The sequence below is a fragment of the Vibrio tasmaniensis genome (genome assembly GCF_024347635.1).
GTDB classification, from domain to species: Bacteria; Pseudomonadota; Gammaproteobacteria; order Enterobacterales; family Vibrionaceae; genus Vibrio; species Vibrio tasmaniensis.
Map to the genome: position 1 here is coordinate 2,193,197 of NZ_AP025510.1, position 14,402 is coordinate 2,207,598.

Below are 14,402 nucleotides of genomic sequence, written 5' to 3' on the forward strand. Positions count from 1 at the left end.
TTTATTAAACAAAAAAGCCCAATATTCATAGATTTCTAAAATTTATGAATACTGAGCTTGTTTAATCCCTAGGATAGGAGCCGTATGCTAATTGCCTACACCACCTGTTTTCTCAACCGGAGATTCTGGTGTTACTCGCGGCCACGCTTCGAAGGTCGCTAAATGCTGCTGAATAGCGGCTTGAGCTGGACCAAATGCCCACATTTTCTGCCCCATCCACTTCAAATACATACCGGATTCTTCAGCGGCTCGCTCGTAAGGATCACGGCGCAAATTAAACAATAGCGGCGCGTTAAGTTCTTCTTTCGGACCACTCCAACCATGATTCTGTACCACAAAGTGCGCTTTCCAATCACCCACTCGAACCGCTTGTAGCTTATCTCGTTCGTAGTAGTAAATCTCTTTACGGTTTGACTCACCTTTCTCAGTCAGCATATCCACTTGGTTGTAACCATCAAGGTGCGCTTTAAAGCCATCGTGACCTTTTAGCATTTTCTCTTTTAGATCCATCGGGCCGCCAGCCGCAGCAACCAGAGTTGGTAACCAATCCATACCATCAAAGATGCCATTACCTACAGTACCTGCAGGGATTTTACCCGGCCAGCTCACAAGTGCCGGAGCACGAACGCCACCTTCCCAAGTTGTGCCTTTTTCGCCATGGAATGGTGTCATACCGCCATCTGGCCATGTCATGATCTCAGGGCCATTATCCGCAGTAAAAATGATGATGGTGTTATCGGCAATACCAAGTTCCTCCATTTTCGCCATCATCTCACCGACATGATCATCAAGATCTTTCATGACCACTTCTTGAAGCCCCCAACCGTTTTGTCCGAGCATCGCTTCATATTCAGGTGAAAGATGCGTCCAAACGTGACCACGTGATGGGCAATACCAAGTAAAGAACGGCTTATCCGCTTTAACCGCTCGTTCGATGAAATTAATCGCGTGTTTGTTTACTTCATCATCCAGTGTGCGCATACGCTCAATCGACAAGGCACCATCATCCTCAATGGTTTGTCCGCCTTTACCATCGGCTCTTGAATAAATTACATTACGAGGCGCAAAGGCATCTAATGACCCATCTTTTGGCCAATCGGGATCTTCCGTATATTCCATGGCATTCAAGTGATACAACCAGCCCCAATACTCATCAAAACCGTGCATTGTCGGTAGGAATTCATCTCGGTCACCAAGGTGGTTCTTACCGAATTGACCCGTCACATAACCCATGGTTTTAAGGATTTCAGGCAGCGTTGGTGTGTCAGCACTTAAACCAACTGGGCCACCCGGTAATCCAACAGAGTGCATGCCTGTTCGCACAGGAAGTTGACCCGTTAAAAATGCAGAACGACCCGCAGTACAAGAAGGTTGAGCGTAGTAATCGGTCAGTAGCATGCCCTTTTCAGCAATACTATCAATGTTCGGTGTTTCACTACTCATTACACCATTGTGATAAGCACTCAGGTTTGATATCCCAATATCATCCGTGAAGATAACAAAAATATTCGGTTGCTCTTGAGCTGACCATGCCGATAGCGAAAAGCTACTTAACACACTCAGAGTAAGAAGGTGAAGAATCCCTTTCATAAAATGTCCTTATACTGTTTCAGATTGCTCGTTATGAATCATTTTTAAACCGACTAAACCAAAGCCAAGCTCCAATAGTAGATAAACGACAAGTAGCCAGTGAGGCATGCCATCTATCACCAAGCTAATGACTCGGCCGGCAGCCAAACCCAACATGAAGACCACCAAACTGTAGAGAGCTGGCAGTCGGTATTTCTTTAGTAACGCTCCTGCTATCCAAAACAGAGCCAACGCCAAATACAACCCCATCACCGCACGAAAGATATGAGTGACGTTAATAGGGCTAGCATCAATTCCGAAAAGATAATCAAGGGAGACAACAGGGGCATAACCGTACGACAACGCAATAGGTGTTAAACCCAAAACAGCGACGAACAAAAAAACGCTTTGTGGCTTCATATCCTTACTCTTTTAATTTGGCTTTTTTCAAAAAACATAGTCTACAATCAGGGATATACAAGTTGCATATGTGAAAAATGGATAGTTAGAACAGACATTCATAATCGTGCTATTTCAAATCGAATATAGGGATATCAATATGGCTAAGTGGCGTTACTTAATCGCATCAATGTTAGTTGTCAGCTCAACCGTTAATGCTCAGGAAGCGAGCTCTGAAACAAGTACAAAAAAATGGCAACACAGTATTGAAATCTATGCTCAGGCTTTGAATATTCGAGGCAACAGCACGATCGGTAGAATCTCAACAGATGTAGACGTTGATCCTGCATTCATCATGGATCATATCGACATGGGTGCCATGCTTCGCCTGGAAGGAATTTATGACAATCAATGGGGTTACTACCTTGATTACAGCTACATGAAATTAAGTGGGAAAACAGATTCTGTACTAGACATAAACAAAAACATTTTGAAAGGCAATGTCGATATAAGACAAGGCGTTTTAGAGGCTAAGGGCTTCAAACGCTATCAATATGATATCGGGATGATTGATTATATGGTGGGGATACGTTGGTGGGACAACGATATTGATACAAGGCTCTACGGTTCCAACGGAAATGTGGATTTACGTAAATCACTCAATGAAGATTGGATCGATTATCTTGTCGGAGTTCGATGGACCAAAGAACTCAACAAAAATTGGACAGTACACACCAGCCTAGACATGGGGCTTGGCAGTGACACCAACTTCACCGGCTCATTGTTAACTGGAGCTCGTTACCAGATTAACGACTGGTCAGATTTAAATCTCGCCTACAAATCCACTTGGGTTGATTACGAAAATAAAGGCACTTTTGAATACGATACTGCCACACAAGGCTTCTTGGTGGGTTGGGCAGCTCATTTTTGATTAGAGAGTCAGGATATTAGAAATTTAGGTAAGCCGGATTCATGGCTTACCTTTCAAATGAAGTCTACCTTTCAAGAAAAGCTGCTGGTGACTTACTTATTGATTCACAGGGTGTGGCACAACACATTCTTGCTTCATGATCTTAAGGCCAACATCAAGCGTTTCTGTCCACGCTTGCTCAACTTGCTCGTCATAATGCGGGTCGTACTTTTTAACCGTATTCAACAATGAATTGAACCAATCATTGAGTTCTTGTTCAGAGATATCCATCCCTAAATCTTTGTGTCGCTTCCCAAGCTTTTTCACAGAATTTCGAACACTCGACAGACCAGCAGAGTTGTGGATGAGGATAATAGAAGCTTTGAGCATCTTGGTTTGTTGCTCTAATCCAATGCTTTCAAATCGTTCTGAAAACCTAGGATTATGCTCACAAAAATCAGCCAAGAAGGTTTCTAAAAATTCTTGGTCGATCCTGCAGCGCTCAAAGCTCTCATAAAACAGTTCGTTTGGTGACATCTGACAGATCCTTTGCAATATTTGTGAGTCTTCAGGAAAACTTACAAGTTCAGAGCCGTGATTCACAAGCTCTTAACAATCAATACGATCTAATTATACGCCACTATGGCATAAAGTGAGTTGCACAGATCTTGTTTCCATCAGGATCTCGCAAATAGGCCATGTAAAGACGACGTTCGTCAGAGCCTCTCGCACCTGGCCCGTTTTCAATGCTTGTGCCGCCATTTTCCACACCGACACGGTGCCACTCATCTACAGCTTCAGGAGAAGACGCAAGAAAACCCACCGTCATGCCGTTGCCGTGAGTCGCAGGCTGACCATCAATCGGCTTCGTTAAGCCCAACACACCCGTTTGGCTAACGTAAACACAGCGCCCTTTGGGATCAACAGAGCCTTCGCTATAACCAAGCACCTTCATGATTGGGTCATAAAAAGCCTTCGCGCGTTCAATATCTTCGGTACCGAGAAAAACATGGCTGAACATAACTAACCTCTTCTTTTATTGAAAGAACCATCTAAACTAGACCTATAATTCGTGTTTGTCTAGGCACGCCATTCGGTCACAACTGTTGCTTAACCCATTGAGCAAACACTTGAAACTTAGTACGTTGATCCATCCCTTTAGGGCATACTAAGTCATACCCTTTGCCAGATTCCATACTCATAAATGGAGTAATTAACAAACCTTGGTCAATCTGCGACTTCATAAATTCTAGACGTCCGAGTGCCACTCCCATAGAGAGCATTGCAGCATCCATAGCCAAGCGGTTATCGCTGTAATAATCACATTGCAAAGTACAATCCACATCGCTTTGGGCTTCATGTAACCAACGTTGCCATGCCGTAACATCCCCACTGTGGATGAACTGAATACGGTCCAAATACTGTATTCCCTTTTCTAGGCTGAATTTTTCAGCATATTCAGGGCTACACACAGGCGTTCGAATACCTGTAAACAATCGCTCACTGTGATGATTTGGATAGTGGCCTTCACTGTAAAATATTGCCACATCATACGGTTCAAATTGAAAATCAGATTGGTTCTGTTTGGTTTGCAGTTTGATGCTTAAATTGGGGTACAGTTTTCTAAACTCAGGTAAACGAGGCATCAACCAAGAGGACGCAAAATAAGGCGAGGTTGCAATGTACAACTCCCCGCTCAACTCTCCGGTTTGAATGTCCACTAGCTCAGAAAAAATAGATTCGAAAGAAACATTCAACATAGCCAAAACGCGTTGACCTTCAGGTGTGAGTTCAAGCTTCCTCGTCTTGCGAACAAACAAGTTGAACTTCAATTGTTGTTCTAGTTTCTTGATACGATGACTGACTCCACCTTGAGTCAGAAATAGCTCTTCGGCAGCAAGAGTAAAACTCAAATGTTTGGCCGAAACACTGAATGTGTGCAACAACGACAGCGTTTGTTGGCGATTCTCAAACAAGCCCATAGATTAACCTCACTAATGCATAAACCATCGATACTGGTTTGTCGGCGTACTTATTCATCATATAGATTAAACCATGTAATCTAAATAATAATGGTGAGTAAAATGATGCAAAAACTAAAAGTTACGGTGATTGGTGGTGGCTCAAGTTACACCCCTGAGCTGATCGAAGGCTTACTTAAACGCTATCACGAATTACCTATTTCTGATATTTGGCTGGTCGATATCGAAGAAGGTATGGAAAAAGCGCAAGTGATTGCAGATTTAACCCAGCGAATGATTAAGAAAGCCAACTGTGATATCACAGTACACCTTACGACAGACCGAAAAGCAGCGCTCGTTGACGCAAACTTTGTCTGTTCTCAATTTCGAGCCGGTCGGTTAGAAGCAAGATTACGAGATGAAAGAATTGCACTAAAATATCGCATGATTGGCCAAGAGACGAATGGCTTGGGCGGCTTCTCTAATGCTTGTCGAACCATACCCATAGCTTTAGAAATCGCAAAAGAGATGGAAGTACTCTGCCCAGAAGCTTGGTTACTCAACTTCACCAACCCATCAGGCATGGTAACTGAAGCCTTGATTAAACACTCGACCATCAAAACCGTTGGTTTGTGTAATGTGCCTGTGAATATGGAGCGCGGTGCTGCCAAAATGCTAGGTGCAGAACGCAAAGATATGACGATGCAAATAGCCGGCTTAAATCACTTGGTGTGGGCTCGTAAAGTGCTCCATGAGGGCCAAGACAAACTGGGTGAACTGATTGAGGAACTTATTGTTGGCAACGACCAAATGATGCCGAAGAACATCCCTCCCTTTGAATGGGACGGCGAGCTTATTCGTTCTTTAAACCTAGTTCCTTGTGCTTACTTACGCTACTACTATCAATCAAGAGACATCTTAGACAAAGAGTTTGCAGCTTCAGAAAGCAGTACCAATCGCGCGGATTTGGTCGCGAAAGTTGAGCAACAGTTGCTAAAGATCTACAAAGACCCGACGCTCGATACTAAACCTCAATTATTAGAAGAGCGAGGGGGCGCATACTACTCTGAAGCGGCCTGTGAGCTCATGAGCAGTATTCACAATAACAAACGTTCTATCATGCACGTCAACACCCGCAACAATGGTGCGATTCAAGGTCTACCCGATGACTGTGCGGTAGAAGTGAGTTCGGTGATCACCAGTAGCGCAATCCTGCCACTGAACGTAGAACCTTTTGATAGCGATACATTGCGCTTGATTCAACAAATGAAAGAGTTTGAAACGCTAACGGTTAAAGCGGCGATGACAGGTGATATTGCGTTAGCTAAACGCGCTTTGATTCTGAATCCTATTGTCGATAGCGGTTCTCATATCGAGGAAGCATTACAAGAAACGATACGAGAGAACCTAGACTTCATGCCTGCGTTTGCTCATCGACTAACTCAGGATAAGCAATAACCTAGTCGTGTTAGCTCACTCGAAAATGGGCTAACACAAATAACCTACATTCGATCCTATTCATAAGAGGCCAACGATGAAACTGATATTAAACGCCGACGATTTCGGCCTCACTGAAAGCGTGAACGATGGCATCGTCGATTGCTTCAAAGCAGGCATGGTGAAATCGACCACCATAATGATGAACCAACCGGGAACACAACACGCTATTGAACTTTACCATCAAGGCTTGGTGCCGGAAGTAGGCTTGCACTTCACGGTCACCGCTGGGAAACCACTGACGTCACCAGAGCTGGTTCCGAGCTTAGTAGACGAACACGGCAACTTCTTTAGCAACGTGACCCTGTTCGATAAATCAGATGTGAATGAAGATGAAGTAATACTCGAACTCAACGCACAATACCAAGCTGCTATCGATGCGGATTTAAAGATTAATCATATCGACAGCCATCATTTTGGGGGCGTATTTAAACCTCTAAAAGCAGCGTTTACTCGTACAGTGAATCGCATTGGTCTGCCAGTAAGACGAATCGATAACATCTTAAGTGGCCAAGATTCATTGCAAGTATCGACACCTGATGCTTTCGACATGCGTTTCTTTGACGAAGGCGTATCACTGAATGGCCTGCAAGATTTATTGCTGAGCTACCAAAGTAAGATGCCTGACGGTGTGCTTGAGTTGATGTGCCACCCTTCATTAGTGGCTTGTGAACAGCTCAAGTCTCTATCGAGCTACAGTGATAAACGTGTTGAGGAGTATAAGCTTCTCACCAGCCCGGAACTCAAGCAGTGGCTAAACGACAGTCAAATAGAGTGTATTGGATTCGTCGAACTCAGATAGGGAGCCTTAAGTCAGAGCTACTCAACGATGCGTTGAGCGCCCTGCCCTTGGTCGTGCAGGATATCTTCAGGGTTCAATAAATGGCACTTCTGCATACTTAAACAGCCGCAGCCGATACAGCCGGTTAGGTTTTCTTGTAGCGAGCGGATTTGTGCCATTTTGCTGTCGAGTTGCCCCTGCCACTTCTTCGCGACTCGCTCCCAATCGCGCTTAGTCGCAGTCTGGTTCATTGGCAAAGTAGACAACTCTTCGGTGATCTCTTCAAGCGTGAAACCAATCGACTGCGCGACTTGAATCAGGGCAATTCGTCGCAACATCGCTGATTGATAACGACGTTGATTGCCATTAGTACGAATCGAAGCAATCAGCCCTTTGGTTTCATAAAAGCGCAGCGCTGAAGGTGCCACGCCACTGCGCTCTGCCAATTGGCCTATGGTGAGATATACGATGTTTCTCATTTCTACCTTATCCTTGGTAATCACAAATAGATTAAGTTCACTTTAACTTCATAATAACCACCACTTTTCTCGTTCACCAATAAAGAGAGTAAAACTTTGAATGCGAGCATCAACTATTTAAGCAGTAATATTTTGAACAGTAGCGTTCTGATTTTGAATGATAGCCTTCTAATTTTAATAAAGTGATTGGCGAAAATGTAATTAGTCAAACAATTCAATAACTAACTTATTGTCTTTAATCACAAGGTTAGGTTCCGAAGACTTAATCAACGACTCTTGCACTTTATTACTATCGAGCTTGTAAACCGGAGATTGAGACAGGGCAAAACCGATCATCGAGACGGCAGGTTTGAGTAGTTTCTCTATTTCAGGGGAAAGCTGGTTCCCCTTTTCATCAAAGCGTTCTAGGCGCAGTGACTTCAAATAAATCTCACCACTCTCTTTGTCGTATTCAGGAACAGCGCTAAATTCAATATCTAGATCTAACCCCATGTTCGGCATATTAAACACCTGAACTTTTGCATTGGTATTCGCCAGAACAGAAACACGCTCGGTATCTGCTCTGCCAATTTGAACCGCTAAGTCATCGACAGCGACTTGCGCATACATAACGTTTTGCACACCGACTTCCTGCTCTAACATCACCGAATCTTGGAGGTAGTTTGTCATTTCTTGCTCAGTCACGCTGTAGCTAACACAGCCACCTAACATCAGTGCAGACGCTGCCAAAATGAACTTTTTTGCTACGTTAATTATCATCAATATCAGCTCTTTATCGTTAGTGAGTACTGTGAAATTTACCTTGTGATAGTACTGTAAAATAACCGTCACAATTACAGTGTCGGATAACTGAGTAAAATGATCCACCTCGTTGGTAATGGCGTACAATCTAGAACTGGCAGAAATGGGAAGGGAAGCAATGACTGCACTAACGATTTTTTATGATGGGACTTGCCCACTTTGTGCAAAAGAGATGGCAGCACTGGCTAAGTCTGATACCAAAAATCAAATTCAAACCATCGATATCTGCAGTGAAGCATTTTCAGACTACCCGCAGATAGATGCAGACGCAGCCAATACGATTTTGCATGCACTCGATGAAAATGGAAAATTACTGCTGGGTTTGGACGTGACTTACCAAGCGTGGAAGCTGGTAGGCAAAGGTTGGTTATATGCCCCATTGCGCTGGGCGATATTTAAGCCTTTGGCAGATTGGTGTTATCTGCGGTTTGCCAAGAACCGATATAAAGTCTCGTTCTGGTTAACCGGAAAGTCACGCTGCAACGAAAACAGCTGCACTAAATAGCGGCTCGAGATAATTTTCTCTTATGGCCGTTCGGTTAAGACATGCCACTGGCGACTTTGTAATAAACAATGCCAAACAGGGCTGCAAATACCAATACAGTGACGGCCACTTTCAACCAAATAAACTTCATGCTTTGTCCTTACTAATTTTGTTTACTGTTCCACGAGACAATTTATTACAAAAAAACAAATTATCACAACAAAACATTAGGTTGTGTAATGATTGATAGAACTTTGTAGTCAAGAGAGAACCTTTATGTCGACAAAAGAGAGAAACCTTCCTACACATCGAATTTCGAGATTCAGCAAGTTTGCCTCGCTCGCGACAAGGGTCGCGGGTAATGTGATAACGGAAGGCACTAAGCAGATTGCACAAGGCAACAGACCCAAAGCAAAAGATTTACTACTAACGCCACAGAACATTGCTCGCCTGACTGACCAACTCGCCCACCTGCGCGGTGCTGCGATGAAACTTGGCCAAATGCTATCAATGGACGCTGGCGATGTCCTCGAACCTGAACTAGCCGACATTCTTTCTCGCCTGCGCTCAGACGCCGACCCACTACCAACAAAGCAGCTTAACCAAGTGCTAGAGAGCTCGCTCGGCATAAACTGGAAAGCCGAATTCCTTTCCTTCAACTTTAAACCGATCGCCAGTGCGTCCATCGGACAAGTTCACCAAGCATACAGTGATGCGGGAGACAAACTTGCCATCAAAGTCCAATATCCAGGTATTAAAAAAAGCATCGACAGTGATGTGGACAACGTAGGCACATTGCTTAACATCGTCGGTTTGATACCCAAGTCGGTCGATTATAAAGGCTTGTTAGAAGAAGCTAAAAAACAGCTCCATGATGAAGCGAATTATACTCGCGAGGCTGACTACGCGACGCGTTACTATCATGCGCTTAAAGAACACACTCACTTCGTTGTACCTAAAATTCACCCTCAAATGTCTTCAGAATCAGTGCTCGCTATGGACTTCATTGAAGGTGTTTCAATCGAGAAAATAGAAGGTTACGACCAAAATACTCGTGATTTCGTGATGCGCAGCTTGCTCGAGCTCATGTTTAGGGAATTGTTCGATTTTAAAATGGTGCAAACCGACCCCAACTTCGCCAACTACCTTTACGTTGAAAACACGCGCCAGATTGGGCTGTTGGATTTTGGTGCAACCCGCGAATACAGCGACCGCTTCAGCGAGGGTTATCGCTTAGCCTTTTCTTCAGTGATTAATAACAATGAGCAAGGGCTCAACAAAGCATTAGAGCAGATTGGTTTTTTTAGCGAGACGATCCTCCCCGATCAGCGCCAAGCCATTCTTAACTTGGTGAGTATGGCGTGTGAACCTATGATGGTTGACGAAGAGTACGATTTTAAAGCCAGCGGACTCGCTCAAAGGTTACGCGAAGCCGGAACCATACTCAGCATGGAACAAGAGTATTGGCACACGCCACCAGCTGATGCCCTGTTCCTCCATCGTAAAATCGGTGGCATGTACCTGTTAGCTGCTCGCCTTGGTGCCAAGGTGAATATAAGTCGTTTGGTCGCTCAATATATCATTAGCGATGACACTTGATTAGTTCATAAATAGTAACGATTAGTGATTAGCAGAGTGATCATTTTGTGCTGCGCAAGAGTACTAACAGTTACGCCAATTAAAATGAGCCAAACCTATGAAACCTTCACTGCTTTGCTCCACCGCCCTGATTACAAACCTAACGAGCTCTATCGCTTTTGCAGCCAGTTGCCCTGAGATACTCAACGGCAAACAACGTTTGTTGAATTCGAACGAAGAGATAGAACTGTGTGAAGAGTTTCAAGGTAAAACCCTTTTGGTCGTGAACACAGCCAGCCAATGTGGCTTCACACCACAATTTAAACAGCTAGAGCAATTGCATCAGACCTATAAAGACCAAGGATTCACGGTTGTCGGCTTTCCAAGCAACGATTTTCGCCAAGACAAAGGGAGCGAAGAGAAATCGGCTAAAGTCTGTTATCTCGACTACGGTGTTACCTTCCCTATGATGGCGCGAGCTTCGCTGTCTGGCAGTAGCGCTAACCCTTTGTTTGCAGAGATACAACAGCAAGCTGGCGTGACACCCAAGTGGAACTTCTACAAATTCCTGATCAGCAAAGAAGGTAAAGTGGTGGCAACCTTCCCTAGCTCGACATCACCGGTGAGTGCGACACTCAAAAATGCAATTGAGCAGCAGCTATGAGGGCAGATTACATGGCAACAACTCAAACCCGTAATACCATGGCCAAGCTGGGTTACATGGGGCTAGTCCCGTTTCTATTTGGCCTACTGCTGTCTCTGACCGACAGCCAATTCTTAGGCCTGAGTGGCGAGACACTCTTCATCACCTACAGTGTGGTTATCTTGAGTTTTTTGTCGGGCATATTGTGGGGCAATGGGATAGAGAACTTCGAAAACCAATCCAGCAACAAGGCTCTGATTCTAAGCAACGCGATTGTGTTAGCCGCATGGCTAGCAGTGTTACTTGGGGAACAAAAAGAGTTAATCACTACCTTAATTCTTATCATCGGCTATATTGCGGTTTGGCGAGCGGAAAGGTCGATGAGAGAAGAAAACCAAAGCGAAGGCCCAGATGGCTACTTTGACATGAGAACTCGACTCACTTCTAGCGTGGTGTTAATGCACGGTATCGTGATGCTGACTTAGGCGTGCGTACGCCCATATTTAAACCGGCTTCAAGAAGTGGGAGCTAGATATTCACTCTCTTCTTTAATGGCACCAAACCCAGCGACAAATACAACTCACAAACCACTCAATTTCTACTGACGGCTCACCAATAAATTCGCACCAGACAAGGCAAGAAACACAGAACATGCTTTATTGAAGCGTTTGGCCATTTGGGGTTTTGAAAACCAATGTCGTAGATACAAACCAAAGGCCGCATAGATAGAGATTGCGAGCATTTCTAATACAAGAAACGTACTTCCCAAAACAAAGAATTGAGTATTTACGTTCGCTGAAACATCGACAAATTGAGGAAGGAATGCAGTGAAAATAAGTATCGCTTTTGGATTGCCTGCAGCGAGTACAAATTCTTGTTTAACAAGACCAAACCAATTCCTATTTAGCTCGATATCCTCGACGGGGTTAGCTTGGGAACGCCATAGGTTGAACGCAATCCACAACAAATACATCGCGCCAAATAGCTTGATAAGGAAAAACAAAGTCTCAGAGGTATAAAGCACGACAGCCAAGCCGGATGCAGCCAAAGCAATCATGCCAGAAAAAGCGAGGATTCTTCCTAACCCAGCGACAAAGGCGACCTGAAATCCGTAACAACGGGCGTTATTCATTGATAACAAATTGTTTGGGCCCGGTGTCATGTTGAGCGCGAAACAAGCCGGGATGAATAGCATTAACTTCCAGATTTCCATTTTCGTCCTTGTTAAAAACTTCGTAAATACTTAATCAATAAACGAATGCAGAAAACTCTATATTTAACCGCCTTACATGCCGTAATTGAAATTAGTCATTACTCTACAACATGATGCTCATCGTCTGGTTCAGACAAGTTATCAGCAGCGCCAATTTCACCCACGATATATATCGCACTCGCCAGCGTTTCTATTGTTTTATTCGGCTCTCGATCTGGTACTTCGCCCACTTTAGGAACGGGCTTCGATTGGGAAACTGAATTACAAACAACACTTTCACAAACGATGTTGTCTTGTTCCGGCCGAGAAACCTCAGGCGGCTTGAAATCCGGTGAATTGAAGTCGGGAGTATCAACACCCTCGGTTGAAAAATGAGAATCGCTGTATGAGGCAGCAGAAAACAAAGAGAGAAGCAGCATCCACTTATTCATATATTTTTCCATAATTAGCATTCACTGAATCTATAAATACTAACTAATCAAAAAGATTATGAACAGTGTTTTTAATCAACTTTAAAGCTATTTATCGAAGTATTTTCAGAAGTGCTGTTGATATAGCTCACCAAGGGCGAAGTGAAACTGTCACTTTTATAGCGTTTTACACTTTTATAGCGTTTACACTTTTGAGTATGCCTATTTCAACTAACATGTGATTGCTTACTACTTTGGAACTTCGCAAGTATTGTTGGAGGTACAGGGATTACGGCGTACTTAACAAAGGCTAATAGAGTCACAATTCCGATAACACTTCCTAAAATGAAGTCATGAACATTAACCAATAGTGCCCCCATTAACCTATCGCTCACAATCGCAATAACGCCAATGACAACAGCGGTTATCCATTGAGAGTGTGCGTAAGGAAGATGTACCATTGTTTGACTAACAAAATACAACAGACCCAAGCGCAAGATATAGGTCGCACCCAACACCATAACCACTCCCCACAATCCGTAGATTGGAGTAGCAATAACATACCCAATCACCGCCAATAGAGCGCAACCACTTTGTACCCACATTTGTGCTTGACTGGAATCGCCACTAAAACAACCAAGATTCAAATAATCTCCTGCGTTCTTAATAACTCCGATGGCGAGCAACGCGACGACTATTGTACCTGCATATTGGTAACTAGCGGGCAAAATTAACGAGATGAAACCGGGCACCGTCAGGATCATTAACGTTCCCAGAATAATTGCTAAGTTCACCCCCAACAAAGCTCTATTGGCACACGTTTTCTTTCCGTCCGGCTGCTGCAAGATAGCGATTCGATTTGGAAACCACCACAACGCGTATGGCTGAAGTAACAGGCCAAGAATGAGCGCAAACTTACCACTGACCGCGTAAATCGCCAGTTCTTCAACGCCAACAAAGCTCGCCATTACCCAGCGGTCTAACCCTGTAATCATATACATCGAAGCACCACCGACTAACGTGGGCAATCCAAACTTTAGGATCTTAGCGGAGTATTTTAGACTGCCAAATGTACCCATCTCTTGCCATTGATAACGAAGCAAACACAGCATCAGCAACACACTAGAAACAGCGGAAGAGATCAGAACACCATCAATGCCATAACCCGCGTCAAGCAACACAAAGGTCATTGCAGCTTGCACCGTTGCCTTCAATACATTGAGCATGCAAAAGCGTTTAGCTAACGCATTCATTCGCATCAATGTTAACGGGATAGAAATCGCACCATCTAACATGGTAGGTATCAGAAGAAGTAATATTTGATAGGGCTGAAACTCGACGGGCAGCATCAATAACAACAACGGCATACTAAGAGCAATTAAAGCACCGCCTAACACACAGACCAAGACACTCAACGTGAAACAGTTCGAGACAAGCTTTCTCTTTTCTTCACCCTCAGCGACACCCACATAACGGTACATTGCCTCAACAATACCGAAACTAAATAGAATTGTCCCGATGTCAGCCAACAAGACGATGGCTTCTAAAGAACCGTATTCTGCCAACGTCATTTTGTGCGTGATATAGGGAATCATCACCAAAGAGATCCCTTTCATCATAACAATGCCAATGGCGTAATAAGCCGACTGTTTCAATGAGTCCATAAAGTCACCAATC

At 44.0% G+C, this 14,402-nt stretch carries 17 protein-coding genes; 7 read left to right on the plus strand and 10 right to left on the minus strand.

Features of this window, described 5'->3' with window-relative positions:
• Positions 1 to 87: 87 nt before the first annotated feature.
• Both OCV44_RS09845 and OCV44_RS09850 read right to left on the minus strand, forming a co-directional pair.
• Entirely contained in the window at positions 88 to 1,590 is a 1,503-nt protein-coding gene (locus tag OCV44_RS09845; protein WP_139684461.1) for an arylsulfatase, read from the minus strand.
• A 9-nt stretch (positions 1,591 to 1,599) separates the two neighbouring features.
• The gene (locus OCV44_RS09850; protein ID WP_139684460.1) at positions 1,600 to 1,989 is read right to left on the minus strand and encodes a DUF4345 domain-containing protein; all 390 of its coding nucleotides are present in this window, start codon (positions 1,987 to 1,989) and stop codon (positions 1,600 to 1,602) included.
• 139 nt (positions 1,990 to 2,128) lie between these two features.
• On the opposite strand from OCV44_RS09850, the gene OCV44_RS09855 reads away from it, so the two are divergent.
• Positions 2,129 to 2,899, plus strand: coding sequence for a hypothetical protein (locus tag OCV44_RS09855; RefSeq protein WP_139684459.1), 771 nt, complete (start codon positions 2,129 to 2,131; stop codon positions 2,897 to 2,899).
• Positions 2,900 to 2,995: 96 nt separating this feature from the next.
• Here the strand turns inward: OCV44_RS09855 and OCV44_RS09860 are convergent, their stop codons facing one another.
• The 3 genes from OCV44_RS09860 to OCV44_RS09870 all read right to left on the minus strand — a co-directional run bounded on the left by OCV44_RS09860 (position 2,996) and on the right by OCV44_RS09870 (position 4,860).
• Entirely contained in the window at positions 2,996 to 3,415 is a 420-nt protein-coding gene (locus tag OCV44_RS09860; protein WP_139684458.1) for a globin domain-containing protein, read from the minus strand.
• A 103-nt stretch (positions 3,416 to 3,518) separates the two neighbouring features.
• Positions 3,519 to 3,899, minus strand: coding sequence for a VOC family protein (locus OCV44_RS09865; protein ID WP_139684457.1), 381 nt, complete (start codon positions 3,897 to 3,899; stop codon positions 3,519 to 3,521).
• Between the two features lie 76 nt (positions 3,900 to 3,975).
• Positions 3,976 to 4,860, minus strand: a complete 885-nt coding sequence (locus tag OCV44_RS09870) for a LysR substrate-binding domain-containing protein (RefSeq protein WP_139684456.1) — start codon at positions 4,858 to 4,860, stop codon at positions 3,976 to 3,978.
• Between the two features lie 102 nt (positions 4,861 to 4,962).
• Here OCV44_RS09870 and OCV44_RS09875 point away from each other — a divergent pair, with 102 nt between their 5' ends.
• Positions 4,963 to 6,297, plus strand: coding sequence for a 6-phospho-beta-glucosidase (locus OCV44_RS09875; protein ID WP_170213708.1), 1,335 nt, complete (start codon positions 4,963 to 4,965; stop codon positions 6,295 to 6,297).
• A 76-nt stretch (positions 6,298 to 6,373) separates the two neighbouring features.
• Positions 6,374 to 7,138, plus strand: a complete 765-nt coding sequence (locus tag OCV44_RS09880) for a carbohydrate deacetylase (protein ID WP_139684454.1) — start codon at positions 6,374 to 6,376, stop codon at positions 7,136 to 7,138.
• A gap of 17 nt (positions 7,139 to 7,155) precedes the next feature.
• On the opposite strand, the gene soxR is transcribed toward OCV44_RS09880, so the two are convergent.
• The gene (soxR, locus tag OCV44_RS09885) at positions 7,156 to 7,596 is read right to left on the minus strand and encodes a redox-sensitive transcriptional activator SoxR (protein WP_139684453.1); all 441 of its coding nucleotides are present in this window, start codon (positions 7,594 to 7,596) and stop codon (positions 7,156 to 7,158) included.
• A gap of 201 nt (positions 7,597 to 7,797) precedes the next feature.
• Positions 7,798 to 8,355, minus strand: coding sequence for a DUF1439 domain-containing protein (locus OCV44_RS09890; RefSeq protein WP_139684452.1), 558 nt, complete (start codon positions 8,353 to 8,355; stop codon positions 7,798 to 7,800).
• A gap of 160 nt (positions 8,356 to 8,515) precedes the next feature.
• Here OCV44_RS09890 and OCV44_RS09895 point away from each other — a divergent pair, with 160 nt between their 5' ends.
• The 4 genes from OCV44_RS09895 to OCV44_RS09910 all read left to right on the plus strand — a co-directional run bounded on the left by OCV44_RS09895 (position 8,516) and on the right by OCV44_RS09910 (position 11,587).
• Positions 8,516 to 8,902, plus strand: a complete 387-nt coding sequence (locus OCV44_RS09895; protein ID WP_139684451.1) for a thiol-disulfide oxidoreductase DCC family protein — start codon at positions 8,516 to 8,518, stop codon at positions 8,900 to 8,902.
• A gap of 255 nt (positions 8,903 to 9,157) precedes the next feature.
• The gene (locus OCV44_RS09900; protein WP_139684450.1) at positions 9,158 to 10,480 is read left to right on the plus strand and encodes an ABC1 kinase family protein; all 1,323 of its coding nucleotides are present in this window, start codon (positions 9,158 to 9,160) and stop codon (positions 10,478 to 10,480) included.
• Positions 10,481 to 10,577: 97 nt separating this feature from the next.
• A complete protein-coding gene (locus tag OCV44_RS09905) occupies positions 10,578 to 11,123 on the plus strand; it encodes a glutathione peroxidase (RefSeq protein ID WP_139684449.1) in 546 nt (181 codons plus the stop codon).
• Complete coding sequence (locus OCV44_RS09910; RefSeq protein WP_139684448.1) at positions 11,120 to 11,587, plus strand: DUF3429 domain-containing protein; 468 nt, start codon at positions 11,120 to 11,122, stop codon at positions 11,585 to 11,587. The genes OCV44_RS09905 and OCV44_RS09910 overlap by 4 nt, the downstream gene beginning before the upstream one ends.
• Positions 11,588 to 11,700: 113 nt before the next feature.
• Here the strand turns inward: OCV44_RS09910 and OCV44_RS09915 are convergent, their stop codons facing one another.
• The 3 genes from OCV44_RS09915 to OCV44_RS09925 form a co-directional block, all read right to left on the minus strand.
• Positions 11,701 to 12,315 carry a LysE family translocator gene (locus tag OCV44_RS09915; protein ID WP_139684447.1) on the minus strand — a complete coding sequence of 205 codons (615 nt, stop codon included), beginning with the start codon at positions 12,313 to 12,315 and terminating at the stop codon, positions 11,701 to 11,703.
• 98 nt (positions 12,316 to 12,413) lie between these two features.
• Positions 12,414 to 12,746 (minus strand): hypothetical protein, encoded by a 333-nt coding sequence (locus tag OCV44_RS09920; RefSeq protein WP_170213707.1) that lies wholly within the window; start codon positions 12,744 to 12,746, stop codon positions 12,414 to 12,416.
• 206 nt (positions 12,747 to 12,952) lie between these two features.
• On the minus strand, positions 12,953 to 14,389 hold the full coding sequence (locus tag OCV44_RS09925; RefSeq protein WP_139684445.1) for a lipopolysaccharide biosynthesis protein: 1,437 nt from the start codon (positions 14,387 to 14,389) through the stop codon (positions 12,953 to 12,955).
• Positions 14,390 to 14,402: the final 13 nt, after the last annotated feature.